Origin of the sequence: Paraburkholderia sediminicola (assembly GCF_046027825.1) — a bacterium.
Taxonomy (GTDB): domain Bacteria; phylum Pseudomonadota; class Gammaproteobacteria; order Burkholderiales; family Burkholderiaceae; genus Paraburkholderia; species Paraburkholderia sediminicola_D.
On sequence record NZ_JAQQDU010000078.1, the window covers coordinates 1 to 24,226 of the forward strand.

Here is a 24,226-nt window from a genome sequence, read left to right on the forward strand (position 1 = left end):
ACGGCACGGCACGGCACGGCACGGCACGGCACGGCACGGCACGGCACGGCACGGCACGGCATTCGGGACTCGGGACTCGGGACTCGGGACTCGGGACTCGGGACTCGGGACTCGGGACTCGGGACTCGGGACTCGGATGGGAGTGGGTCTGTCTTCATCCATACAGAGGCAGGCCCTCGCACGATGAGTCGAAGTGTTCCGCCGAGCGTCGCGCGCTGTCCTGAAGCACGTGACGGCAACCTTCCTGCACGCACTTTATGCGCATAAACCGACCGACACCTTCACCGACCGACAAAGCCCCGCTCCACCCACGCGAAACCCGATCGCCCCCCGCCCTACGGCCCACGCACCCGAGTGCCAGCACCCGCTAAAATCCCTTGCAAAAGCCGCCCTCAACCCAATCCACGCCACCCTATCCAGACAACCATGATTACCATCTACCACAACCCCCGCTGTTCAAAATCGCGAGCCACGTGCGACCTGATCGCCAGCACCTACAACAGCGCAAACGAAGCAACAGAAATTGTCGAATACTTGAAGCAGCCGCTGACGGTCGCACAGTTAAAGCAACTTAACGCGCAGCTAGGCTGCACCGTCCGCGAAATGATGCGCGACACCGAAGCGGAATACAAAACACTCGAACTCGCCAACGCCACGCTGAGCGACGCTCAGTTATACGAAGCATTGGCCACGCACCCTATCCTTCTGCAACGACCGATCGTCGTGCGGAACGGGCGAGCCGTGATTGGCCGCCCGCCGGAAAATGTCGAAGCGTTATTCGCCTAGGCGTCGAAACATCACGGCCCAGGTGACCTAGGCCTTGGCAGGCAATGCAGCGTCCTTCGTCACGATCCTGGTCGGGATGATGCGCAGTTCGCTGAATGCGTCGGCAATACGTTGTTGTTCTGCAAGTACGTTTGCGTCGACGGGTTTGTAGATATGCGCGTAGTGCCGCAAACCCGCTTCGATCACGCCTGCGCCGAGCCCCTGAATCGGCGCGAGCTGAGCGGCCGCTTCGCTGTAGTGGCCGCGTACCCACGCGCCCTCTTTACCCACCTCATCCATCACTATCGCGAGCACGTCACCGTTTTGCTGCGCAAACGGCCGCGCGCTCAGGAAGAACTGGTGGTGACTCACAATACCTTCGGCGTCCGCGAGCAAGCGGGCATTCGACTGGCGTTTTGCCGCCTCGAGGAACGGGTCCCAGATCGCCCATGCGTCGATCGCACCGCGCTCGAACGCCGCGCGCGCATCGGCGGGTGCCAGAAAGATGGGTTGGATGTCGCTGTACTTCACGCCGCTCTTCTGCAAGGCTGCGACCAGAAACCAGTGAACGTCCGAGCCTTTATTGAGCGCGATCTTTTTGCCCTTCAGATCGGCGAGCGTTTTGATCGGCGCGTCCTGATGGACGAGGATGCCTTCGGCATGCGGCGTCGGGATTTCATAAGCGGTGTAGACGAAGTTTGCGCCGGCCGCTTGCGCGAACACCGGGGGCGCCTCGCCGACATAGCCGAAGTCGATCGCGCCGACATTCAATCCTTCGAGTAACTGGGGCCCGGCGGGAAACTCGGTCCACTTCACCGTGATGCCAAGCGGGGCGAGCCGCTTTTCGAGCGTGCCATGCGCCTTCAGCAACACGAGCGTACTGGCTGCTTTCTGATAACCGATACGAAATTCTTTCGCTTGAGCATCCGCGGCGAAGACAGACGTGGCGACAACGGGTAAGGCCGCAACGGCCAGCGAGGCGCCCACGCCGGCGATAAACGCGCGGCGGTTGAGCAGCGGATGACGGGACATAAAAGTGCTCGTTAAGAAGACGGCCGCGAAACGGACCGATTGGCTCTGACGATAATTCGTCTGCAAGCCTGGACAAACCGATAAATTCGCATAAGCAAATCACGGCAGAGGACCCGGATTCACCCGCGGTCCTTATCTGCGTGTCACGCTGCGTCAAGTCGCCGCGCCCCGCTACAATCCGTCATCCGCGCGCAGTCGCGGCTGCGTCAATCGAAAAAGGGACATCGTGAATCTGACGACAACACTCGCGCCGTGGTCACCCCACGACACGCAACTGATCTTGTCGTGCTTGCTCGGGCTCGCACTGATCATCATTTTCATCAGCGTGCTGAAGCTCGCGCCGTTTCTGTCGATTCTGGTCGGCACATTCGCAGCGGGCTTTTCGGCCGGTCTGCCGCTGGAAGCGGTGGCCAGCGCCTTCAGCAAAGGCGCCGGCGCGTTGCTCGGGGACGTCGGCATCATCATCGCGCTCGGTGCGATGCTCGGTGCGCTGATGGCCGAATCGGGCGCGGCCGACCGGCTCGTCTCGACCATCCTCAAACATTCCACGCCACGCACGCTGCCGTGGCTGATGGCGCTGGTGGCGATCATCGTTGGTTTGCCGCTGTTCTTCGAGGTCGGACTGGTGATGATGGTGCCGATCATCTTCGTGATGGCGCGCCGCTCGCAGCAGCCGATCCTGCGGATTGCGATTCCCGCCCTCGCGGGCATGACCACGCTGCACGCGCTGCTGCCGCCGCATCCGGGTCCGCTGATCGCGGTAAGCGCATTGCATGCCGATCTCGGCCTGACGCTAGGCTTCGGACTGATCGTCGCGATTCCGGCGGTCATTCTCGCGGGCCCGGTCTACGGCATCTGGTTGTCGAAACGGATGCACGTGGTCGAACCGGAAGAGATGGGCAAGCTTTTCACCGCGCCACAAAATGCCGGTGAGCCGCCGAGTTTCGCGATCTCGCTCATCACGATCCTGCTGCCCGTTGTGCTGATGCTGGGCCGCACGGTCGCCAAACTTCTGCTTCAACCCGACACCTTCCTGTTCAACGCGCTCAATTTTCTGGGTGAGCCGTTGGTCGCGCTGGGCCTCACCGTGCTGTTCGCCGTGGTGGCGCTGGGCTGGTCGCGTGGCATGGCGCGCGACCGGGTCGGCGGCATTCTGCGCAAGAGCCTGCCGCCGATTGCCGCGCTGCTGCTGACCATTGGCGCAGGCGGTGGACTCAAGCAGGCGCTCGTGGTGGCGGGCATCAGCACAACGATCGGCAAGATCGCAGTTGGCGCACACATGCCGCTGATTCTGCTGGCGTGGTTGATTGCCGTCGCGCTGCGGCAGGCCACCGGTTCCGCGACGGTTGCGACCACGACGACCGCGGGTATCGTCGCGCCGGTCGTCGTGGGCCTTAGCGCCACGCACAATTCGCTGATGGCGCTCGCGATCGGTGCCGGTTCCGTGTTCTTCTGCCACGTGAACGATGCGGGCTTCTGGATGGTGCGCGAGTACTTCGGGCTGCAATTGAAGCAGACGGTTATGGTCTGGTCGGTGCTGCAGACGATCGTATCCGTCGTCGGCCTCGCCTTGACGTTTGCGTTGTGGACCCTGCTGACCTGAGCCAGGCATCGCGATTACGAACGGTGGCAGGAATTGACGCTGAGCTGTCAATTCCGCATCGCCCTCTCCGCTTACACTGCCTGGACGCTGGCGAGGTGTAGTCCCGCACCTCGCTCCCCTCTCAACGCGGAGCCACCATGCTTGAACTGAGACCGTCCTGCGAAGGATGCGGCAAATCATTGCCGCCGAACGCACCCGACGCGATGATCTGCACATACGAATGCACGTTCTGCGAAGTGTGTGCGCTTGGCACGCTGCGCAATGTGTGTCCGAACTGCGGCGGCAATTTCCAGCATCGGCCGATCCGCACGCGCGCGCAGTTGGCCAAGCATCCGGCCGGCGCCGAAGCGCATCCCGTCTCCATCGATGAAGCGTCGCACGCAAGCTTCTTCGAGCGCTACCGGAACACGCCGCCTGGCGAACGCTAAACAAGGCAACAGTTGACGGCGGCGTTCAATATGGTCGCCGTTCGCTTCGCCGTCCTCGATGCGACCGCTTGATGCACCGCTCAAGGCACCGCTCAAGGCACCGCTCAAGGCACCGCTCAAGCCCAGATGCCGCGTTTCAAATACGTCACTTCAATCCTCGCCGCCGCCCGCCCCCGGCGTCGCAATCCCGCTCACCGTGCGCGCCGCCACGCGCAGCAGACGGATCTGTTTACGGTAATTGCGGCAGCCGCTGCAAGTCGGCAGATGCAGCCTGATCGCGACCCATTCGCCGGTCGTCAAACGGCGGTCGAGCGCGTCCGACAACAGGCGCGTGATGTGCTTACACTTCCCCATTCGCATCCTCTCTGGATAGGCCCTTTTCGCTCAGGCAAGTGCGCAAGCGCAGCCGCGCGCGGTAGATCAGCACGCTGCAGTGATTGGCGGTCATCTGCAGTTCGGCGCAGATCGCTTCAGTTTCGAGATCGAGGAATTCGCGCATCATGAACACGCGCCCGATTTGCTCGGGCAGGTGTTCCAGACACATCTCGAACAAGGTCCAGAATTGCTGCTGACGCAGCGCGGTTTCCGGCGCCGGCCATGGTTGCGGCTTGCTCTCGCGCGACCAGTGGCCGTTGTCCTTGAAGAGCTCGCGATCGAGTAGCGCTTCGCCATCGATTTCGGATTCGAGCGCCGACAGGTTCACCGTGCGCTGCCGGGCGCGCAAGGTGTCGACGAGCTTGTGCCGCAGGATGCCGAACACCCACGTCTTGTGCTCCGATTGCGCGGCAAACCGGTCGGCCTGCGTCCAGGCGGCGGCCAGGGCCTCCTGGACGGCGTCTTCAGCGGCCGCGGCATCGCGCAGTTGCAAACGGGCGAAGCGCAACAGGTCGCGCCGCAGTTGCGTCAGATAGACGGGATCGTCGAGCGCCGGCCCGCTTACTTGCGCCATGGCAAGCTCCGTCGCTGCGCCCGCGTTTGCCGCACGTTTTCTCTTGAATCGTTGTGGTTCATAGGCGGGTGGTTCTCCTCGCGCAGTTCCCGGACGTGTGCGCCATTCTCCCGCACGTTCCTGCACAAGCGAATTGGTATTGAACATGTGTCCGCCAGCAAGCGATGACCCTGATGAGCTTAGTCGCGCCGCAACGGGTTTTATGACAGCAAAAAACATTATTGCGGAAAATGAAATCAAGGCCGCGGTAGCGAGCCTTAACGGCAAGCGTATGGGTGAGACGTGCAGTCGGGCACGCCCCAAACTCGCCACAAATGCGTGCCCGGATTATTTCACTATTTGAAAAAAAGTCTTCTTGTCTTCGGTATTTTTAAGCGGACACTGAATCGCTATTCTTCAGTCCATCGATCGTATCCGATCGCGAACCAAACGCTGAAGAGGAGTCGCACCATGAAACGCATTCTTACCGCCCTGATCGCTTCCGCCGCCCTGTTTGCTGCTGCTTCGGGCGTAGCCCAAGCTGCCGCACCGGCCCAATGCAACGGCCCGGCATCGTACTGCAACGTGTTCTTTGGCAACTAATCGTCTGCCGGACAGATGTCCGGAGCAAGTCTGCTGACGAGGCGGGTTCTCGAAGTCAAAAAAGGGTGCCGATAAAGGCGCCCTTTTTGCATTTAATCCAACACGTTTGACGCGCGTGCAAGGCATCCGCAGAATTGGCCGCAGGCCCATTCCAGCGGCGTGCGAGTGTCACGAAACAGAAAGCGGTACACAATACCCGGCACTCCGAAGCAACACCCGCGCCCGGCGCGCAAATGCGCCTAATGCTCGCTCTTCTAACGTGTTACAGTAGGCCAACAGCTTGCAGTTCTCCTGCGCGTCTTACGCAGTCCCTCAGGCATCAGCCTCTCATTACAGCGCCCTGAATCGAACGGGGTCCCTTTCTTCTACTCAGCTTGGCGGTGTCGTTGGCATGGCCTGACACAATCGGCCGCTCTTGACGCACATCGTCGATCAACGCCTTGTTTTCCGCTGAAACGCCGTGACTCGTCCCGCGTCGCGCCGAACACACAGCGACGCGTTGCAAGCGAGATCCCTCACCGGAGACGACCACCATGAGCAATACGATCAGAAGCTACCGGGGCCTCGAGATTTATCCGCTGGTTTATCCGCACCAGCCGCGCTCTCCCGACGGCGCACGCCACTACGATGCGGGCTTCGACGCTGCCGTGCGAATCTGCCGGCGCGGCACCGACGACACCCTGACCAGCAGCCGCGTCTTTCGCGTGCCGAGCCGTTCCCCGTTCGGCGCAGCCGGCGACGCGCGAATTGCCTCAGCGAGTTACGCGGAACGGGTGATCGACGGCATGGTTGCCGGCCAGACGATCGCTGGGCTTTGATGCGCGCACCGATGGCAAGCCACGTCTCCAGGCGCTCGCAGGGCGCGAATTCCACACCGCTGACGGGTCGCGCGAACTATCAGGTTGCTGCGTCGTCGCGTCGTACTTCCAGCGGTACGGTGCCGACGCTGAAAGTGATCCGGTTGAGCGACGAGCGCGTGATCTACCCCTTTCAGGGCCACGCGGACATGCCGTTCTTTGAAAATGCCGATGCGGCGCAACTGTTTGCCGAGACGTACGGCTGGCAGCTTGTGGATGGCGACATCGCCGTCCCGGAATGAATCATCAGACTTATGCTGCCCGAGCGGATTTTCATCCGGCCGGACAGCAAAGTATCCCCATTTGCCTCAAATCTTCCTAGACCGAAAGCATGCTTGATTGACAAGGCAAAAGTACCAGTTATCCACAAGGTTATTCAGTAAATCTGTGGATAACTTTGGGTGCTACCGGGTTATCCACCGGTCGCCACTTTCAAGGTCGGGACCCGCGCAGCCAGAAGAAGGTGTTTTTGTATTCGCCGTCGCCATGCCGCGAGGCTTTTGCCTATGATGGACAGTTCGTACCCTTTTGCGCGTCAAGCGCCTCACCTTAAGGAAGCGAACCATGGCCTATCACATCGCAGTCGTCGTCGGCAGCTTGCGTCGCGAGTCGTTCAACCGCCAATTGGCGCACGCCGTGATTTCACTCGCGCCCGCGGACTTCACTTTCGAGTTCATCGACATCGGCTCCTTGCCGCTCTACAGCCAGGACTACGACGCCGACTATCCCGAAGTCGCCAAACAACTGAAGCAGCGCGTCGAAGCTGCCGACGGCCTGCTATTCGTCACCCCCGAGTACAACCGCTCCATGCCGGGTGTCCTGAAGAACGCCCTCGACTGGGGTTCGCGGCCGTGGGGCACCAATTCGTGGCGCAACAAGCCGGGCGCGGTGCTCGGGACCTCAGTCGGCGCAACCGGCACGGCGCTGGCCCAACAGCATCTGCGCAATGTGCTCGCCTACCTCGATGTGCCCACGCTTGGCCAACCTGAAATGTTCATCAAGCACGACGCGGCGGCCATCAACGAGAAAGGCGAGATCGTGAACGACGGCACGCGCAAGTTCTTGCAGACTTTCGTCGACCGCTACGTCGCGTGGGTCAAACGTCAGGCCGCTGACTGACGGCCAATTCGGATCAAGCCGGGTCACACCGGGTCAATCCGGACGGCCTTGCGAAGGTCTGTTCAGACTGAAAGCGCCGACGTTGCCGCAACGCCACGGCACGTCGGCGCTACGGGCTCCCCCGCTTAGACGTGGTGGTGCCCCGTCACCCGTTCCCAACCATGACGCACGGCGAGCTTGAAGCGCTCCCATGTGCTGTCCGGCGAAGTGGTTTCCCAATGGCGCCGCGCTTCCGGCTCGACGTCGTCCCACGGTCTGTCGCGATAACGCGCGTCCTGACCGATCTCCGCGCCGTAGCGGTAGGCCGGCACGTAGTCTTCATAGCGCGCGTTCCCGGTGCCGGTCCCGTACTGCTCGTCGTAGTGCGTGCGGAAATCCTCTTCGTATTCCAGATACTCGTTTGGAATCGGGTCGCCTGAACCCGCAGCCGGTTGCCCCGCTGCGGGGATCACTTCCGATGGCTGCATGATTGCGCCCGAGCCCGGCACCGAACCGGCGGCGATCGCGCTTCGTGCCGCATCGCTGGCCAGTGGGTCGGTAACCGGCTCGTCGACCGGGCGGAGCACCGGCCGCTCAGCGAGCGGCGGCGGGACGAACGGCTCGGCGTCGCTGCCCATCAGCGGCGGCGGATAGAGCGGATCGGGCGTAGCGGCAGGCGGACTGGTTGAACCCGCCGTCGTTTCCCCGGCAGGCGCCACGCCGGGCGTCGCGACGCTCGATGTGTGCGGCGTGCCGGGCATCACTGCGCCGATGCCGAGCTCGTCGAGTATCGAATGGTCGCGGCTCGATTCCGGCTGCATGTCCCAATCGGGCGAGCGCTCGCCGATGTCGGTCGCGCCCAGCCTCGTCAAGGTATTGCGAGCGAGTTCCGCGTGCGATTCGCTTGCCGCGTTCACACAGACCAGCACGGCGCCGCGGCGCACGGCTTCCGTGTAGCGAGCCGCTTCCGACGCGCGGGGGCCGGACGCAAACAGGCTCGAAAGAAAGCGCTCGATATTGGCCAGGACGCCGGAACTGGCAACCTCATCAGTGGCTGAGCCAACGGAGGGTTCCGGATTCGCCTGCAACTCGATCGTTTCGCGTGCGAAACCGGTCTGTACGAGCGTGTCGCGCGCGGCTTCTGCTCGAGAATAGGTGTCGAATAAACCAATCACGGTGTGTCGCATGGCTGCCTCCCGGCGTATCTGAGTCGAATGGACGGCGCAAACCGCGTCGACCTCCTTCCCTGAAACAACGCCGCAACGATCATGCCGGGCGCGCACGATGTCACTGCACGCCCGCTGCTGCCTGCCTGCGCCGACTGGGTCACGCAGAAACCACGGCATCCCGCTGCCGCGCTTTTACAACTGCCGGTAATTGGCGGCGACGCTGAGAAGGCAGGCGTCAGCCTGCCGGATGCGCCGCCGCAGCCGGATCGGCGTCCGTCTGCGCGAGGTCGCGCTGGATCGCTTGCAGGAGTTTTTCCAGCAATGCGATATCGAAAGGTTTGGATAGCACCCGCACGTTCACGTGCCGCGCACGGTCGAGTTCTTCCGCGTAACCGGTGACCAGAATGACCGGCAGCCTGGTGTCGAAAGCCAGCACAGCTTCGGCGAGATCGATGCCGTTCATCGTGCCGGGCATATGGATGTCCGACAGCACCAGATCGAACGGCAGCGGCTCGCCGGTGCGAGCCTGCCTCGCGTGCGCGTCGTCGAACAGGCGCAGCGCGTTGTCGGCGTTGAACACGCACGTGACCTGGTGGCCCATCATCTGCAACAGGGCCTCGGTGCCGGCGGCGACTTCGTCGTTGTCCTCGACCAGCAGGATGCGCAAACCGTGCGGCGCGCTGCTTTCCTCAACGCCCGGTTCGGCCGGCACTTCGGCCTCGGGCGCGGCCGTGGCGCGCGGCAGATAGAGGCGCACCGAGGTGCCCGCGCCGATCGCACTGTCGATCGCGGCGAGTCCGCCGGAGCGCTCGCAGAAGGCGAAAACCTGCGGCAGCCCGAGACCGGTGCCCATGCCCTTCGGCTTCGTCGTGAACAGCGGTTCGAAGGCGCGCGCGAGCACGTCGGGCGGCATGCCGCCGCCGGTGTCTTCAAGCGACAGTTGCACGAAGTCGCCGATCAACGGAAAGCCGTCCTCGTGGCGGAAATTGATATTGGCGGCCCGCACGGTGAAGCGCCCGCCGTTGGGCATGGCGTCGCGCGCGTTCACGGCGACGTTGATCAGCGCCAGTTCCAGCTCGGCGACGTCGACACGCATCGGCCAGATATTGACGCCGATGTCCATCACCAGCGAAATCTTCGCGCCGAGCGAGGCGCGCAGCAGTTCGCGGCACGCCGGCAGCCAGCGTTCGAGCGCCAGGGTTTCGTTGCGCAACGGCTGCTTGCGCGCGACGCCGAGCAATTGCCGGGTGAGCGACTGACCGCTCTTGAGCGCCCGCTCCATCGCCGACAGTTCCCGGTCGAGCCCTGGCGCACCACGCCGCCGGGCGATTTGCAGGTTGGCTGAGACGATCATCAGCAGGTTGTTGAAATCATGCGCGACGCTGCCGACCAGATTGCCGAGCGCCTCCATCTTGCGCGACTGGCGATACGCGGATTCGATCGAGCGGCGCATCGAGGCTTCGGCCTGCCAGCGCTCCCATGCTTCCTCTTCGGCGCCGAGGCGCCGCAGCGACAGCCAGATCACGCACCACAGCACGATGGACGGCGTGAACATCGACAGGATCAGCACGCTCAGATGCCGGTACCAGGTGGCCCAGATCGCCGAGGTGCGATAGCTGCACGACACGTAGACCGGGTAGGCGCCGATGCGCCGGAACGCGAGGATCACGTTGTCGTCGTCGATGTCGGAATGCATCCGTACGACACCGGCTCGCCGCCCTTGCGCGAGCGCTTGGGCCAAAGGCGAACCTGGCGCCATCGCCGCCGGCTCGTGGGGGCGGCGCGGATAGTGCGCGAGGATCGCGCCGTCGGTGCGTATCAGGCTCATGGTCATCGGCGTGCTGTCGCTGCCACCGAGCAGTTCCCGGTAGAACGCATCGAAATAGCTGGGCCGCAGGGCCACCGAGACGACCCCGGCAAACGAGCCGTCGGCAGCGGGACGCTCCACACCGGTGTTGAATACCTGCTCGCCCACAACATGTCCCGCCATCACCTTGGAGACATGCTCGAGGCCTTTGCCGTCACGAATGCCGATGAAATCTTCGCGATCGGCAATCGACAGCACCGGCGCGGGATAGAAACGGCTGGTGGCGAGCAGATCACCCTCACGGCCGAAAATCGACACGCCCGCCACCTGCGGGTAGCCGCCACCCATGGTGCGCAGTTTCTCGTGGATATCGGCTTCTTTCGCGCGGATCCCGTCGTCGTCCAGACCTTGTGTCAGATCGACGATGCGCGAGTCGAGCGTCTCGTTCATGTCGAACACTTTCAGTGCGTGCTCTTCCGCCACGCGCACGGTGCGCTGCGTCACGTCGGTCGCGTCGGCCATGCGCCCGCGCAGATCGCTGAAGGCCATCGCGGCGACGTACACGCATGGCAACACGATCGCTGCAATCAGCAGCGCGATCAGCGTCATGCGCCGGACGTGGAAATTCTGTTCCGGCACGGCCGGGAACCGCGCCTCGGGCTGGTGGTTGGCGGAAAGTCGGCTCGCTTCGGACGGGTCGAACCGGTCTTGTGTCATGGTCGATAACGCTAAGGTCGTTCAGGGCGAAAGGGCCAGGAGTCGGCCTCATACGAAAAGCATAGACATGTCGCAGCGGTACTGGTTACCGTCACACATGGTCGGCGCCTCATTTGTCTGCTGTTTGAATCAGTGACGAATCGAGAAGCGCAAACGTACACAAAAGTATAAATGTAAAAGAAAACCTTCCATATCTACCAAAATATTTTCCAAAATAGTCCCTATCAGGAAGATCTCTTTAATCAGCGCGATATTGGTGTATTGCCTTTCCGCCGTTTTACTTCGAAAATCGGCGTCATTACAAATAATGTGTCCGCCATGCCCGGACGCATCTGCCGCGAGGGCCGCCAGACAACGCGCACAACGCGTGACGGAAGGCGCTCGCGGAATCACGCGCGCGGCAAGGGGACCATCCGATCCGTGAAGCCGCGCGGAATCATCTACGGGGTAGGCTTCGAACATGCCGGTCATAGCCGTCGTCCACCGTGCTCGCACGCATCCATTCGTGCTCAACGGTTCCGTCCAAAGCGCCTCGCCGCGCGTTCTCCCCGCTCGTCTGCAAGCCGTATTCTCGCAAGTCTCAGTCCGTTTTGCGGCTGGTCGACAGACCGCGCGCTAAAGAAATTGCCTCTACCCGCCGTTAACGCGCAAGAGCTCATCCCGCTTACCGACCCGCCCATGCCTTTGCCCATTGTGATCGCCGACGATTCATTGCTTGCCCGCAAGGTGCTCACCAAGGCATTGCCGCCGGACTGGGATGTCGACGTGTCCTACGCGACGAACGGGCGCGAAGCGCTTGGCCTGTATCGCGAAGGCAAGGCGTCGGTGATGTTCCTCGACCTGACGATGCCGGACATGACCGGCTATCAGGTGCTGGAAGCGTTGCAGCATGAGGATCTGAACACTTTCGTCATCGTCGTCTCCGCCGATGTCCAGCCGATGGCCCAATCGCGCGTGCGCGCACTGGGCGCCGCTGCATTCATCGCCAAGCCCGTGACGCCCGAGGCGGTACTGCCCATCCTCAAGGAGTACGGGTTGTATGTCTGAGCCAGTCCTCAACGAAGACCAGCGCGACGCGCTGCAGGAGGTCGCCAATCTGGCGATGGGCCAGGCCGCGACGCGCCTCGCGCACCTGCTCGATGCGTTCATCGAATTGTCGGTGCCGCGCGTGAAGGTGGTGGCGGTGCACGAAGCGGCCCAGGCGCTGCGCGAGATGACCGGCATCGAGGACACGGTGAGCGCGGTGCGCCAGGGCTTTCGCTCCGACATCAAGGGCGAAGCGCTGGTGATCTGCCGCAGCGACAGCATCGACCAGTTGTGTTCGCTCGTGAGCGATCCGTATTCGCGCTCGAGCTACGAGGCGGTGAGCCAGAAAGAACTCGTGTTCGACGTCGCGAACGTGCTGACGGGCGCGTGTGTCTCGTGCATTCTCGACCAGCTCGGCCGCATGCCGGTTTTCTCCGCGCCGGGCCTGCTCGGCGAAGCGATGACGCTCGACGAAGTGTTCCAGCCCGGTGTGCTGCAATGGGAAGTCGCGCTGCTGGTCGAAGTCAATTTCGCGCTCGAGGATCAAAGCTTCCGCGCGCACCTCGTGATGCTGATGGCCGAAGAATCGATCCGGCATATGAACGAGGCGCTCGACGCGCTGTTGTCCAGTCTATGAATGTGCCTGTGGACTCGTTGAGCGATCTGGTGGTCGAACGGGTCGGTTTCGGCATTTTCGTGCTCGATCGCGACATGAACGTGCTCATGTGGAACCGGTTCATGCAGGATCACAGCGGGTTGTCGCCCGAACAGATGGTCGGCAAATCGCTCTTCACGCACTTTCCTGAACTGCCACGCGTGTGGCTGGCGCGCAAGATCGAAAGCGTGTTTCAGCTCGGCAGTTTCGCGTTCAGTTCGTGGGAGCAGCGCCCGTATCTCTTCAAGTTCGATCACGACCGGCCGATTACCGGCGGCGTCGATTTCATGCAGCAGGACTGCACGTTCATGCCGCTGATGCGCGACCGCGAAGTGGTGGCGGTGTGCGTGACCATCTCCGACGTCACGCATGTCAGCATCGTGCAGCGCGAGCGTGAAGAGGCGGTCGCCAAGCTGCAGGAATACGCGGACCGCGACGGCCTCACGGGTATCGCCAATCGCCGTTTCTTCGAAGCGCGCCTGCGCGACGAGTACACGCGCTGGCAGCGCTACGGCGGCGAGATGTCCGTGCTGCTGTTCGATCTCGATCACTTCAAGAAAATCAACGACCAGTTCGGCCACGGCGTCGGCGATACGGTCTTGCGCGTGATGGCGCAGCGGGTCGCCGGGGTGGTGCGGGTGCAGGACACCTTCGGGCGTTTCGGGGGCGAGGAGTTTGCCTTGCTGTTGCCGTGCACGCCGCTTGAGGACGCGATGAAGGTCGCGGAAAAGATTCGTTGCACGATCGCCGACACGCCGGTTGAAGTGCAGGGCACGAGCGTGCCGGTGACGGCCAGCGTCGGCGGCGCGGCGGCGCGCGTGGGCGTGCCGACCTATGATGTGCTCATCAATGAGGCCGACGCGGCGCTGTATAGCGCGAAACGGCAAGGACGCAACCGCTCGGTGGCTTTTTCCTGAGCCTTTCCCGCCAGGCCGATGGTCGGCACATGTCCGCTTCGGCCCGTCTTCCGTCCCTTATTTGCCCCTCAAAACTGCGGCATCTCACAAAGGTTGTTATACTTTTCGCCGTTTCCGGCATCCCAGCCGGGTGTTTCGCGCGTGTCCGCGCGCGCGGGCCGCTTACCCTGCGGGTAGGTATTAAAACTTCTTGAACGCCTTTCAGCGGGCGCCTCCAGCGGAGATCGTCTTGGCTGTTTCCAATCTTGTCGTGGACGATACAGAAATCGACGCCGCTGCCGCCACATCCGGCAGCTCGTTCTATCTCGCGATGCGCATCCTGCCGGCCGCGCAGCGCGACGCGATGTATCAGGTCTACGCCTTCTGCCGCGCTGTCGACGACATTGCCGACAGCGATATGCCGCGCGCCGAACGCGCCGCCGCACTCGAGTGCTGGCGCGCCGACATCGACGCGTGCTACGCCGGCGCACCGCGCGCTTCCTTGCGCGCGCTGACGCGGCACATTCATACGTTTCACCTGCAACGCGAAGATTTTCACGCGATGATCGACGGCATGGCGATGGACGCCGCCGCCGACATCTGCGCGCCCGACGAGGCCACGCTCGATCTGTACTGCGATCGTGTCGCCAGCGCGGCGGGCCGCCTATCGGTGAGGATATTCGGGATGCAGGAGGAGCCTGGCCGCCTGCTCGCGCACCATCTGGGCCGCGCGCTGCAACTGACCAACATCCTGCGCGATATCGACGAAGACGCCGGTATCAACCGCTGCTACTTGCCGCACGAATTGCTGGCGCGCGAAGGCATCGCGGTGACGAGCCCGACGCAGATCGCCGACGATCCGTCGCTGCCGCGCGTCTGCGCGACGCTCGCCGAGCGCGCCAAGGCGCATTTCGCTGCCTCCGACGCGATCATGGATCGCGAGCCGCGCAACCACGTGCGTGCGCCGCGCATCATGTCGGGCGTCTATCGGGTGTTGCTCGACCGCACGCTCGAGCGCGGATTCGACATTCCGCGGACGAAGGTCAGCAAGCCGAAACTGCGCCTGCTGTTGATCGTCGCGCGTTACGCGCTCTTCTGAGCTGATGCCGAAGCTCATCCATGTGATCGGCGCCGGGCTCGCCGGCCTGGCCGCTGCGGTGCAATTGCAGCGGCGCGGCGCGCATGTCGTGTTGCATGAGGCCGCACCCCAGGCAGGTGGCCGTTGCCGTTCGTATTACGACGCCAAGCTGGGCGCCACCATCGACAGCGGCAATCACATGGTGCAGTCCGGAAATGTCGCTACGCTCAACTATGTGCGCGCGATCGGTGCCGCCGACGAGCTGGTCGGCCCTGCTCAGCCCGAGTATCCGTTCGTGGATCTGGCGACGCGGGCGCGCTGGACCGTGCGCATGTCGCCGGGCCGTCTGCCTGGGTGGATCTTTGACTCGAACGCGCGCGTGCCGAATACCGGCCCGAGCGACTATCTGGCGCTGGTGCCGCTGCTGTTCGCCAAGCCCGGGCGCAGTGTGGCGCAGACCATGCGCTGCAACGGCCCGCTGTGGGATCGCCTGCTGCGGCCGCTGTTTCTCGCGATGCTCAATGTCGAGCCGCGTGAAGCGTCGGCCGAGCTGACGGCCGCGATGGTCAGGGAGACGCTGGTCGCCGGTGGTCTGGCGTGCCGGCCTCTGGTGGCGAAGAACGGGCTGGGCAGCGCCTTTGTCGATCCGGCGCTGCGTCTGTTGCAGCATGGCGGCGCGGCAATCCGGCTCGGGGCGCGCCTGACGGACATCGAGTTTGCCGACACCGGCCCCGGTCGTATATCAGCACTGAATTTTGCCGACGAGCGCATCGCGATCGAAGCGAACCAGGCCGTCGTGCTCGCGGTACCGCCGGACATCGCACAGACGCTTGTGCCGGGTTTGCGCTCGCCGAATCGCTTCGCCGCGATCCTCAACGTGCATTTCGCGGTCGAGCCGCCGTTCGGTATGGCGCCGATCACAGGGCTGCTCAATGCGACGGCCGATTGGCTGTTCGCCTTCGAGGGCCGCGTGTCGGTCACGGTCAACGCCGCTGAGCGCCTGCTCGACACACCGCATGAAGCGCTCGCGAAAACCGTCTGGGCCGAAGTGGCTCAGGCCGCCAATTTGCCCGCTGAGCCGATGCCGGCCTGGCAGGTCGTGATGGAAAAGCGCGCGACGTTTGCCCCGCTGCCGGATCAGGAAACGCTGCGCCCCGGCACGCGCACTCGCTGGAACAACTTGATGCTCGCGGGCGACTGGACGGCCACCGGTCTGCCCGCGACGATTGAAGGGGCGATCCGCTCCGGCCAGAAGGCCGCGGACACGCTGCTGAATCAACCGATGGAACGCCGATGAACGATTTATCTCAAGCCCAGCCGCTGGACGCCGTCCTGCCTGAATTCGCCGATGCGGCGCCGACTGTGTCGGCCGCTGCGCCGGTTGTTGCGTCGCAAGTTGCGCCGCAAGCGTCCGCCGGGCCGCTCGACGCCGCGATCACGCGCGCCACCGACGCGATCCTCGCCGCGCAGAATCCGGACGGCCACTGGGTCTACGAGCTCGAAGCCGACGCGACGATTCCCGCGGAATACGTGCTGCTGGTCCACTATCTCGGCGAAACGCCGAACGTGGAACTGGAGCAGAAGATTGGCCGCTATCTCCGCCGCATCCAGATGGCGGACGGCGGCTGGCCGCTCTTCACCGACGGCGCGCTCGACATCAGCGCCAGCGTGAAGGCGTACTTCGCACTGAAGATGATCGGCGACTCGCCGGATGCCGAGCACATGGTCCGCGCGCGTGAGGCGATTCTCGCGAACGGCGGCGCGGAAACGGTGAACGTGTTCACGCGGATTCTGCTCGCGCTGTTCGGGGTGGTGTCGTGGCGTGCCGTGCCGATGATGCCCGTGGAAATCATGCTGTTGCCCCAATGGTTCCCGTTCCATCTGTCGAAGGTGTCGTACTGGGCGCGCACGGTGATCGTGCCGTTGCTGGTGCTGAACGCGAAGCGGCCGGTGGCGCGCAATCCCCGTCGAGTGCGTATCGACGAACTGTTCCGCGGCGCACCGGTGAATACCGGCATGCGCGAGCGGGCGCCGCATCAGCATCAGGGCTGGTTCCGCTTCTTCAGCGGCGTGGACGTGATGTTGCGCATGGTCGACGGCCTGTTTCCCAAGGCGACGCGCGACCGCTCGGTGCGCGAGGCCGTGCGCTTTGTCGACGAGCGGCTGAATGGCGAAGACGGCCTCGGCGCGATTTTCCCGGCGATGGCTAACTCGGTGATGATGTACGACGTGCTCGGCTATCCGGCCGATCATCCGAATCGCGCAATCGCCCGTCAGTCGATCGAAAAGCTGCTCGTCATCAAGGATGACGAAGCTTATTGCCAGCCGTGTCTGTCGCCGGTGTGGGATACCTCGCTCGCGGCGCACGCGCTGCTTGAAACTGGCGAAGCGCATGCGGAACAGGCGGCTGAACGCGGGCTTGCATGGCTGCGTCCGCTGCAGATTCTCGACGTGCGCGGCGACTGGATCTCGCGCCGTCCGAACGTGCGTCCTGGCGGCTGGGCGTTCCAGTACAACAACGCGCACTATCCGGACGTCGACGATACGGCGGTGGTGGCGATGGCGATGCATCGCTCGGCGGCGCTGACGCACTCGGATGCCGATCGCGAAGCCATTGCGCGGGCGCGCGAATGGGTGGTCGGCATGCAAAGCAGCGATGGCGGCTGGGGTGCGTTCGAACCCGAAAACACCCAGTACTACCTGAACAACATTCCGTTCTCCGATCACGCCGCATTGCTCGATCCGCCGACGGCGGATGTGTCGGGCCGCTGCCTGTCGATGCTCGCGCAACTCGGCGAATTCCCGCAGGGCAGTGAACCGGCGCAACGCGCGTTCGATTACATGCTGAAGGAACAGGAATCGGACGGTAGCTGGTACGGCCGCTGGGGCCTGAACTACATCTACGGCACGTGGACCGCGCTGTGTTCGCTGAACGCCGCCGGTCTGCCGCACGACGACCCGCGCATGAAGCGCGGCGCACAGTGGCTCCTGTCGATCCAGAACGAAGACGGCGGCTGGGGCGAGGGCGGCGAGAGCTACAAGCTCGACTATCGCGGCTACGAGCGCGCGCCGAGCACGGCGTCGCAAACCGCTTGGGCGCTGATGGGCCTGATGGCCGCGGGCGAGGTGAATCGCGAGGCGGTCGCGCGCGGCGTCGAGTATTTGCAGCGCGAACAGCGCGAGCACGGCCTGTGGGACGAAACGCGCTTCACGGCGACCGGTTTCCCGCGGGTGTTCTATCTGCGTTACCACGGCTATCGCAAGTTCTTCCCTTTGTGGGCGTTGGCGCGCTTCCGTCATCTGACGCGCAACGGCCTGACGCGCGTCACGGTCGGGATGTAACGGATGGCGCTGTCGACAACGCCGTCAGCCGACGCCGGCCGCAGCACCTTGCCGGTGATCGTGGTGACGGGGATGGCGTTCGAAGCGCGCATCGCGCGCGGCAAGGGTGTCGAGGTGGTCTACGCGGCACGCGCCGATTTGCTGGAGCGGGCGTTGAGCGCGGCGGTCGCGCGCGGCTGCTCGGGAATCGTCAGTTTCGGGACGGCGGGTGGTTTGGCGCCCGATCTGGAGCCGGGCACGCTGATCGTGGGGGAGGCCGTCGAGGGGCCGTTTGGGCGGCTCGAGACGGATCGGCCATGGGCTGACAGGCTCGCCGCCGCGCTGTCGATCGGGCCGCTGGCGGTCCGCCTGAGGCGTGGGGTCGTGGCGGCTGTGACCGCGCCTTTGGTCACCGCTGACGATAAGCGCGCGCTGCATCGCTCCACGGGCGCTTTGGCCGTCGATATGGAATCGCATATTGCCGGTGCGACGGCCGCCGCGCATGGCCTGCCGTTTGCCGTGTGCCGCGCGATTGTCGATCCGGCCTGGCGGACGTTGCCTTCTGCCGCGACCGCTGGCTTGCGGGACGATGGCACGACGGCGTTGGGGCCCATTTTGAGGGAGCTGTTGCGGCAGCCGTCGCAGCTCGGGGCGCTGATTCAGGTTGCCGCCGATGCGCGGGCGGCGCGGACCACGCTGGTTCAGGCGCGGCATGCGATGGGCGAGGCTGGGGTTTTGCGGATGGCTGTTGCTTGACGGCGGCTGCTCGCCGCCTGTGTTTTGCTTCCCGTGGCCGGCACTCGTCGGTCACAATTCAGCGCATATTGAAAAACTAGGGAAAACCCTTATATTTGGTACGATGTCAGTGTTAACCCTAGGTTTGTGGCGCCCAGCCCTTACCCTCGGTGCTATCGAACACGGAGTACCAGATGAATTTTCATACCAGAAAGTGGGTCAAGCCCGAAGATCTCAACCCGAACGGGACCCTGTTCGGCGGTAGCCTCCTGCGCTGGATCGACGAAGAAGCCGCTATCTACGCCATCTGTCAGCTCGATAACCAGCGGGTCGTGACCAAGTTCATGTCCGAAATTAATTTTGTGAGCTCTGCGAGGCAGGGGGACATTATTGAACTCGGGATGACGGCTACGCATTTTGGACGTACGTCGATTACGCTTCGCTGTGAAGTGCGGAACAAGATTACCCGTAAGAGTATTTTGACTGTCGAGAAGATGGTGTTTGTTAATCTCGATGAGAAGGGCGAGCCCATGCCGCATGGGCGGACGCAGATTCTATATGCGGATGAGGCGTTTGAACGATATCGGCAGGATTCGCGGGCTTTGCCGCAGGGGGGCGCTGGCGTGGATGAGGAGGTTGGCGCTGCGCGTGGTGAGGTTGAGAGTTTGCATTAAGCTTTGGGTTTTTGCCTGCGCGGCGCTTGTTTCTGTTTGCCTGCGGCGTTGGCTTTTTCTTGATTTGTTATTGGTTTATTAGCGTTGCCCCTGTGCGGGGCGGCACTTACTTTCTTTGCCGCCGCAAAGAAAGATAAGCAAAGAAAGCGGCTCGAACCCCCTGCTAAGCGGGTCCCCCGCACAGTCGCGGTAGTGGTGCATCTGGAATCTGTGTTCTCGCACATTCGGCGCGAGTGACAATGCAGTCATACCTCCGGCGGCGCTTCGCGCGCCGAAGCACATGCCCGGCACGCTTTGCGCGCCGGGGCGTCTGACTCAAACCACTTATTGGGGTGCCGGGACTACTTCCGGCGGTTTCTTGCCCGTCGGCGCGCTTTGCTGGGTCGGTGCCGGTGTCACTGCACCCGACGGCGCAGCAGGCGCTGCCGCTGGGGCGTTTGGTGTCTCGCCCGGGTCGCTGTAGTTCGGTACGCCCGCCGGGGCGCCTGTGGCGCTTCCGGATGCGGCGTTGGGGGCTTCGGCTGCGTCGCCTGGGTCCGCGTAGTTCGGTAAGCCTCCCGCAGCGCCCTTGGCAGGCGCGGCGGCGCCGGAGTTGTCCTGGTCGTCGTAGTTCGGGAGCGGGGCGGCGTTCTCGCCCGTGCCGCGCAGGCGCGCCTGGCGCTGCTGTGTATAGGCGTCGCGAACGAATGAGTACTTGTCCAGTGCGGCCTGTTCCAGCAGGCTGGATGCTCCCAGCAGGTCGGAGCGCACGCTCACGAACTGCAACACGTACAGCGGATTGCGCACCGCCGGCTCAATGTAGTTCAGCGGGTTGAACTTCACGTCCACGATCAGACCCATGCTGTCACGTACCGTGCTCGGGCCGAATAGCGGTAGAACAAGGTACGGGCCCGACGGGATGCCCCAGTGGCCCAGCGTCAACCCAAAATCCTGGTGGTGCTTCGGCAGGCCGGCCGGTGTTGCCCAGTCGAGCAGGCCGCCCAGTCCAAAGGTCGAGTTGAACGCGAAACGCACGAAGTCTTCGGTCGCGTCCGTGATCTTCAGTTGCAACAGGTTGTTGGCGGCGTTAGTCAGGTCACCCAGGTTCGAAAAGAAGTTGCTCACCGCCGTACGCAACGGCTGTGGTGTCACCTTCTGGTAACCCTTGGCGACCGGGACGGCGACGAAGCGGTCAATGCCGTCGTTGAACTTGAAAATCACGCGGTTCGCGGGTTCGAATGGGTCGCCCGGTTTGCGGTCGGGGCCGGTCGCGCAGCCAGAGATCAGCCCGGTGGCGGCCAGCGCCAGCACGGTGGTTCGCAGCTTCATACTTATATTCCTTTGCGCTTCGCGCGACGTCGCGGTTTGCCCATCAGTACCGGTTGGAACACCACTGCGCCAATCAGCGTGCAAAACAACGAGAGCGCCAGCAAGCGTCCCATACTCGACGTCCCCGGATGGTGCGACAGCCAGAGGCTGCCGAACGCCGTCGCCGTCGTCGCTGCGCTGAACAACACGGCATGCGTAAGGCTCGACTGCAAAAGACCCGTCTGCCCGTTACGCCACGCCATCACGAAGTAGATCTTGAATGCTACGCCGACACCCAGCATCAGGGGCAACGCAATGATGTTCGCAAAGTTCAGTGGCATACCAAACACCACACACAACTCCAACGTCACGAGCGCCGACACCAGCAGCGGCACCAGGGTGCGCAGCATATCGCTAAGCCGTCGCAGCGCAATCCACAGCAGAATGGCAATCGACAGCAACGCATAGCCGGCGGCCTGCAGGAACGCCTTGATGATCGTGTCGGCGGAATTCAGGATCGAAATCGGGCCGCCGATCGCGTCCGGCTCCGCTTTCTTCACCGCGCGGACGAAGCGGGCGAGCATCGCGTCGTCGTTCGGATCGGTGCCGGGTTGTATCCTCGGCGCAATGTCGACGAGCGCGTGGCCGTCCTTCGAAACCCAGCTCGTGGAGATTTCCTTGGGCAGGTTGTCGCGCGTAATCTCGGTCGGTTGCAGCAGATCCGCCAGTTGCTTCAGCGCAATGCGCAGCGGCTCGGACATCGCGGTTTCGGCACGGTCGCGCGTGGCGGCGTCGGCAGCAGCCAGCTTTTGCAGCGTCTCGGACAGGTGTTTGGCTTCGGCGGCGCCCGGGCCCGGGTGGTCGTCGGCGGCGAGTGAGAGCTGGTTTGACGCGCGCTTTAACGTGGCGACGCGTACCGCGTCCGTGGCCTGGGGTGCGGGCTGTTGCTGCAGCGCGGGCAAGAGTTGCTGCGCGGCGCTGGCAATCAGCATCATCTTTTGCTGCTGCTCGCCCGGAATGAAGGTGTCCAGCGTGGTCACGCGGCCCACTTCCGGCAGTGCGCGCAGGCGCGCGGCCTTCTGGTCCGCATCGGCAAGCGTGGGCGCCAGCACATGCACATTGTTGACCGCCGCTTCTGGCGAATCCTTCAGCGACAACAGCGTCGCCATCGATTCTGTATGCGGGTCCTTCAGATGCAGCGGGTTGAAGTCGAAGCGCAAATGCGTGAGCAACGGCGAGGCGCCGATGACGACGATCAGCGTGCCGATCAGCACCGGCTTGCGGTGATGATCGAGGAAATCGTCGACCGGGGCGAGTTGCTTGAAGCCGGGCGAAACGGCTTCAACCGGCGGGTTGAAGACTTTCAGCAGCGCCGGCAGCAGCGTCATGTTGGTGAAGTACGCGACGAACATGCCGACGCCGGCGATCTCGCCCAATTCCGACACGCCGCGATAGGCCGTCGGCAGGAACGAGAAGAAGCTCAGCGCGACTGCCACGGCAGCGAGCGTCAGCGGCACGCCGATGCTGTGTGCGGTATGCATGAGGGCGGCGGAAAGACGGTCGTCGCGATTACGCTCCTCGCGATATTTGACGCCGAACTGCACACCGAAATCGACCCCGAGCCCGACGAACAGCACCATGAAGGCGACCGAGATCATGTTGAGCGCGCCCACCAGCAACAGGCCGAGCGCTGCGGTGATCGCGAGTCCGACGAACAGCGTGATGAACACGGCGACGATCATGCGGCCCGAACGCAGGGCCAGCCATAGAATGACCAGTACGACGATGAAGGTGCCGATGCCGTTGAGCACGGCGCCGTCCTTGACCGATGCGAATTCTTCGTCCGCGAGAGGCTGTTCGCCCGTCAGACGGACCGTGGCGCCAAAGCGCGCATCGAGGTGCAGCGAGGCCGCGGTGTCGCGGATCGCTTTCGACGCGGTCGCGCCCGGCTCCAGCGCGTCATAGTCCACAACCGGCTGCACGGTGACGAAGGCGCGCGCCGGATCCGTGGCGGCGCTCTTGTCGACCAGCGCGCGCCACGAGAACGCCGCCGGCTGGCCGGCCAGCACGCGATCGAGCGTGGTGGCGCTTTGCGACAGCAAATGGCTCATATCGGCCAGCTTCACCTGACCCAGTTGCAGCGGCAGCAACAGGCTGGTGGTCAGCGTGCCCGCGAGGCCGGTCAGGCTCGGATCGTGCGCGAGCGCATTGACGAGCGGGCGGGACTGGACGAGTTGCGAGGTGGTCGACAGGACTTCATCGGTGGACGGAAACAGCAGACCATTATGTTCGAAGAACGGGCCCCCGGCGGGCTGCGAGACCGTGGTGAACTCCTTCGGATCGGCTTTCAGCGCGGCCGTCAGGGCATTGGCGGCCGCATCCGCAAACTCCGGGGCGCGGGCTTCGACCACCACCAGCACGGTATCGCCGCGATCCGGGAAGGCCTTGTCCATGGCATGTTCGAGCGACGCCCATTGCTTGTCGGTCTCGATGAGACGGCTGATGTCCGTGTTGATCTTGAAGTTATGGGCGACGTAGAAGCTGCTCAAAACGGCGAGCACGAGCGACAGCGCGATGATCCGTGACGGATGGCGCACCGAATAGGCGACGAGACGGACAATAGATGACTTCAACATGTAGGCGGAGGGGCCTTATCGCAGACGGTGGTTTTAACGAAAGTGCACAAGTATACAGAGCCGGAGCGGTTCGGCTCCACTTCGGTAGCAAGGCCGGCTCCCGGGCGACGTGATTGGGGTGGGAACGCAATATCGGTATACTGGTCTATCCTGCTTTCGCTGTGGGCTCTTGAGCCTGCCGGCGCTTACTTCTTTGGGTTTTGGCGAGCGTATGAAACGTTATCTGTCTGCTTTTCTGACTGCGGCCGTGGTGTCCACTGCGGCCTATGCGCAAAGCGCGCCTGATGCGGTGGTGAAGAGTGCCGTCGAAGGCACGGTCGCCGCGATGAAGGCTGATCCGCAGGCCCGCGGTGGCGACATGGCGAAGATCACCGATCTGGTCCAAACGCGGTTTGTGCCCGCTACCGATTTTCAGCGGACCACGCGGATCGCGGTAGGGAAGGCATGGAGTACGGCGACGCCCGAGCAGCAGAAGCAACTCTACGAGCAGTTTACGCTGCTGCTGGTGCGCACGTACGCCGCCTCGCTGTCGCAGTTGCGGGATCAGGATGTGAAATTCAAATTTCTACCGGTCAACGTGCCGGCCGGCGCCAAGGATGCGGTCGTGCAGTCGCACGTGATCAGCAATGGCGGCGACGATGCGATTGACTACCGGATGACGAAAGACGCGTCGGGCTGGCGGATTTACGACATCAACATGATGGGTGCCTGGCTGATTCAGGTTTATCAGACGCAGTTTGCCGATCAGATTTCCAAGGGCGGCATTGATGGGCTGATCAAGTTCCTGACTGCCCATAACGCACGCAGCGCAGGCTGAAGCAACGCATCGCGCAAAAAGAAAAAGCGCGGTGGCCATCAGGCCACCGCACTTTTTTTTCTACCCATGCCCATCATGAGGCGGACAAAACGGC

The 24,226-nt window shown here is 63.3% G+C and carries 24 protein-coding genes; 16 read left to right on the top strand and 8 right to left on the bottom strand.

What is annotated here, in order from left to right:
- The first annotated feature begins 426 nt into the window (after positions 1 to 426).
- The gene (arsC, locus tag PQQ96_RS31500; RefSeq protein WP_408299807.1) at positions 427 to 786 is read left to right on the top strand and encodes an arsenate reductase (glutaredoxin); all 360 of its coding nucleotides are present in this window, start codon (positions 427 to 429) and stop codon (positions 784 to 786) included.
- Between the two features lie 27 nt (positions 787 to 813).
- Here arsC and PQQ96_RS31505 read toward each other — a convergent pair whose 3' ends face one another.
- Positions 814 to 1,797, bottom strand: coding sequence for a sulfonate ABC transporter substrate-binding protein (locus PQQ96_RS31505; RefSeq protein ID WP_408299809.1), 984 nt, complete (start codon positions 1,795 to 1,797; stop codon positions 814 to 816).
- A 226-nt stretch (positions 1,798 to 2,023) separates the two neighbouring features.
- Between PQQ96_RS31505 and PQQ96_RS31510 the strand changes: the two genes are divergently transcribed.
- Together PQQ96_RS31510 and PQQ96_RS31515 are read left to right on the top strand one after the other, a co-directional pair.
- On the top strand, positions 2,024 to 3,400 hold the full coding sequence (locus tag PQQ96_RS31510; protein ID WP_408299810.1) for a GntT/GntP/DsdX family permease: 1,377 nt from the start codon (positions 2,024 to 2,026) through the stop codon (positions 3,398 to 3,400).
- 137 nt (positions 3,401 to 3,537) lie between these two features.
- Positions 3,538 to 3,828, top strand: a complete 291-nt coding sequence (locus tag PQQ96_RS31515) for a DUF1272 domain-containing protein (RefSeq protein ID WP_408299812.1) — start codon at positions 3,538 to 3,540, stop codon at positions 3,826 to 3,828.
- 150 nt (positions 3,829 to 3,978) lie between these two features.
- Here PQQ96_RS31515 and PQQ96_RS31520 read toward each other — a convergent pair whose 3' ends face one another.
- Together PQQ96_RS31520 and PQQ96_RS31525 are read right to left on the bottom strand one after the other, a co-directional pair.
- Positions 3,979 to 4,182, bottom strand: a complete 204-nt coding sequence (locus PQQ96_RS31520; RefSeq protein WP_093634333.1) for a zf-HC2 domain-containing protein — start codon at positions 4,180 to 4,182, stop codon at positions 3,979 to 3,981.
- Entirely contained in the window at positions 4,169 to 4,777 is a 609-nt protein-coding gene (locus PQQ96_RS31525) for an RNA polymerase factor sigma-70 (RefSeq protein ID WP_172317077.1), read from the bottom strand. The genes PQQ96_RS31520 and PQQ96_RS31525 overlap by 14 nt, the downstream gene beginning before the upstream one ends.
- 450 nt (positions 4,778 to 5,227) lie before the next feature.
- Between PQQ96_RS31525 and PQQ96_RS31530 the strand changes: the two genes are divergently transcribed.
- From PQQ96_RS31530 to PQQ96_RS31545, 4 genes are all read left to right on the top strand, one after another.
- A complete protein-coding gene (locus tag PQQ96_RS31530; protein WP_408299815.1) occupies positions 5,228 to 5,359 on the top strand; it encodes a hypothetical protein in 132 nt (43 codons plus the stop codon).
- Between the two features lie 533 nt (positions 5,360 to 5,892).
- A complete protein-coding gene (locus PQQ96_RS31535) occupies positions 5,893 to 6,177 on the top strand; it encodes a hypothetical protein (RefSeq protein WP_408299816.1) in 285 nt (94 codons plus the stop codon).
- Positions 6,178 to 6,188: 11 nt separating this feature from the next.
- Positions 6,189 to 6,458 (top strand): DUF6723 family protein, encoded by a 270-nt coding sequence (locus PQQ96_RS31540; RefSeq protein ID WP_408299818.1) that lies wholly within the window; start codon positions 6,189 to 6,191, stop codon positions 6,456 to 6,458.
- A 322-nt stretch (positions 6,459 to 6,780) separates the two neighbouring features.
- Complete coding sequence (locus tag PQQ96_RS31545) at positions 6,781 to 7,335, top strand: NADPH-dependent FMN reductase (protein WP_408299820.1); 555 nt, start codon at positions 6,781 to 6,783, stop codon at positions 7,333 to 7,335.
- 125 nt (positions 7,336 to 7,460) lie between these two features.
- Here the strand turns inward: PQQ96_RS31545 and PQQ96_RS31550 are convergent, their stop codons facing one another.
- The 3 genes from PQQ96_RS31550 to PQQ96_RS31560 form a co-directional block, all read right to left on the bottom strand.
- Positions 7,461 to 8,501, bottom strand: coding sequence for a hypothetical protein (locus tag PQQ96_RS31550; RefSeq protein ID WP_408299822.1), 1,041 nt, complete (start codon positions 8,499 to 8,501; stop codon positions 7,461 to 7,463).
- Positions 8,502 to 8,718: 217 nt separating this feature from the next.
- A complete protein-coding gene (locus tag PQQ96_RS31555) occupies positions 8,719 to 11,007 on the bottom strand; it encodes a hybrid sensor histidine kinase/response regulator family protein (protein ID WP_408299823.1) in 2,289 nt (762 codons plus the stop codon).
- 129 nt (positions 11,008 to 11,136) lie between these two features.
- Positions 11,137 to 11,478: a hypothetical protein gene (locus PQQ96_RS31560; RefSeq protein ID WP_408299825.1), complete on the bottom strand. Its 342-nt coding sequence runs from the start codon at positions 11,476 to 11,478 to the stop codon at positions 11,137 to 11,139.
- 207 nt (positions 11,479 to 11,685) lie between these two features.
- Between PQQ96_RS31560 and PQQ96_RS31565 the strand changes: the two genes are divergently transcribed.
- The 8 genes from PQQ96_RS31565 (at position 11,686) to PQQ96_RS31600 (ending at position 19,392) form a co-directional block, all read left to right on the top strand.
- On the top strand, positions 11,686 to 12,054 hold the full coding sequence (locus PQQ96_RS31565) for a response regulator (RefSeq protein WP_028195969.1): 369 nt from the start codon (positions 11,686 to 11,688) through the stop codon (positions 12,052 to 12,054).
- Positions 12,047 to 12,670 carry a chemotaxis protein CheC gene (locus tag PQQ96_RS31570; protein WP_408299826.1) on the top strand — a complete coding sequence of 208 codons (624 nt, stop codon included), beginning with the start codon at positions 12,047 to 12,049 and terminating at the stop codon, positions 12,668 to 12,670. The genes PQQ96_RS31565 and PQQ96_RS31570 overlap by 8 nt, the downstream gene beginning before the upstream one ends.
- Entirely contained in the window at positions 12,667 to 13,605 is a 939-nt protein-coding gene (locus PQQ96_RS31575; RefSeq protein ID WP_408299828.1) for a sensor domain-containing diguanylate cyclase, read from the top strand. Before PQQ96_RS31570 ends, PQQ96_RS31575 begins: the two co-directional genes overlap by 4 nt.
- A 229-nt stretch (positions 13,606 to 13,834) precedes the next feature.
- Entirely contained in the window at positions 13,835 to 14,683 is an 849-nt protein-coding gene (gene hpnD / locus PQQ96_RS31580) for a presqualene diphosphate synthase HpnD (RefSeq protein WP_408299829.1), read from the top strand.
- Between the two features lie 4 nt (positions 14,684 to 14,687).
- Positions 14,688 to 15,959 carry a hydroxysqualene dehydroxylase HpnE gene (gene hpnE, locus PQQ96_RS31585; RefSeq protein WP_408299831.1) on the top strand — a complete coding sequence of 424 codons (1,272 nt, stop codon included), beginning with the start codon at positions 14,688 to 14,690 and terminating at the stop codon, positions 15,957 to 15,959.
- The gene (gene shc, locus PQQ96_RS31590) at positions 15,956 to 18,004 is read left to right on the top strand and encodes a squalene--hopene cyclase (RefSeq protein ID WP_408299833.1); all 2,049 of its coding nucleotides are present in this window, start codon (positions 15,956 to 15,958) and stop codon (positions 18,002 to 18,004) included. The genes hpnE and shc overlap by 4 nt, the downstream gene beginning before the upstream one ends.
- A 3-nt stretch (positions 18,005 to 18,007) precedes the next feature.
- Positions 18,008 to 18,739 carry a phosphorylase gene (locus PQQ96_RS31595; protein ID WP_408299835.1) on the top strand — a complete coding sequence of 244 codons (732 nt, stop codon included), beginning with the start codon at positions 18,008 to 18,010 and terminating at the stop codon, positions 18,737 to 18,739.
- A 173-nt stretch (positions 18,740 to 18,912) separates the two neighbouring features.
- Positions 18,913 to 19,392 carry an acyl-CoA thioesterase gene (locus PQQ96_RS31600; RefSeq protein ID WP_408299837.1) on the top strand — a complete coding sequence of 160 codons (480 nt, stop codon included), beginning with the start codon at positions 18,913 to 18,915 and terminating at the stop codon, positions 19,390 to 19,392.
- Between the two features lie 324 nt (positions 19,393 to 19,716).
- On the opposite strand, the gene PQQ96_RS31605 is transcribed toward PQQ96_RS31600, so the two are convergent.
- Positions 19,717 to 20,700, bottom strand: a complete 984-nt coding sequence (locus PQQ96_RS31605; protein ID WP_408299838.1) for an MlaA family lipoprotein — start codon at positions 20,698 to 20,700, stop codon at positions 19,717 to 19,719.
- Positions 20,701 to 20,702: 2 nt separating this feature from the next.
- The gene (gene hpnN / locus PQQ96_RS31610; protein WP_408299839.1) at positions 20,703 to 23,315 is read right to left on the bottom strand and encodes a hopanoid transporter HpnN; all 2,613 of its coding nucleotides are present in this window, start codon (positions 23,313 to 23,315) and stop codon (positions 20,703 to 20,705) included.
- A gap of 211 nt (positions 23,316 to 23,526) precedes the next feature.
- Between hpnN and PQQ96_RS31615 the strand changes: the two genes are divergently transcribed.
- Positions 23,527 to 24,132 carry an MlaC/ttg2D family ABC transporter substrate-binding protein gene (locus PQQ96_RS31615; RefSeq protein WP_408299841.1) on the top strand — a complete coding sequence of 202 codons (606 nt, stop codon included), beginning with the start codon at positions 23,527 to 23,529 and terminating at the stop codon, positions 24,130 to 24,132.
- Positions 24,133 to 24,226: the final 94 nt, after the last annotated feature.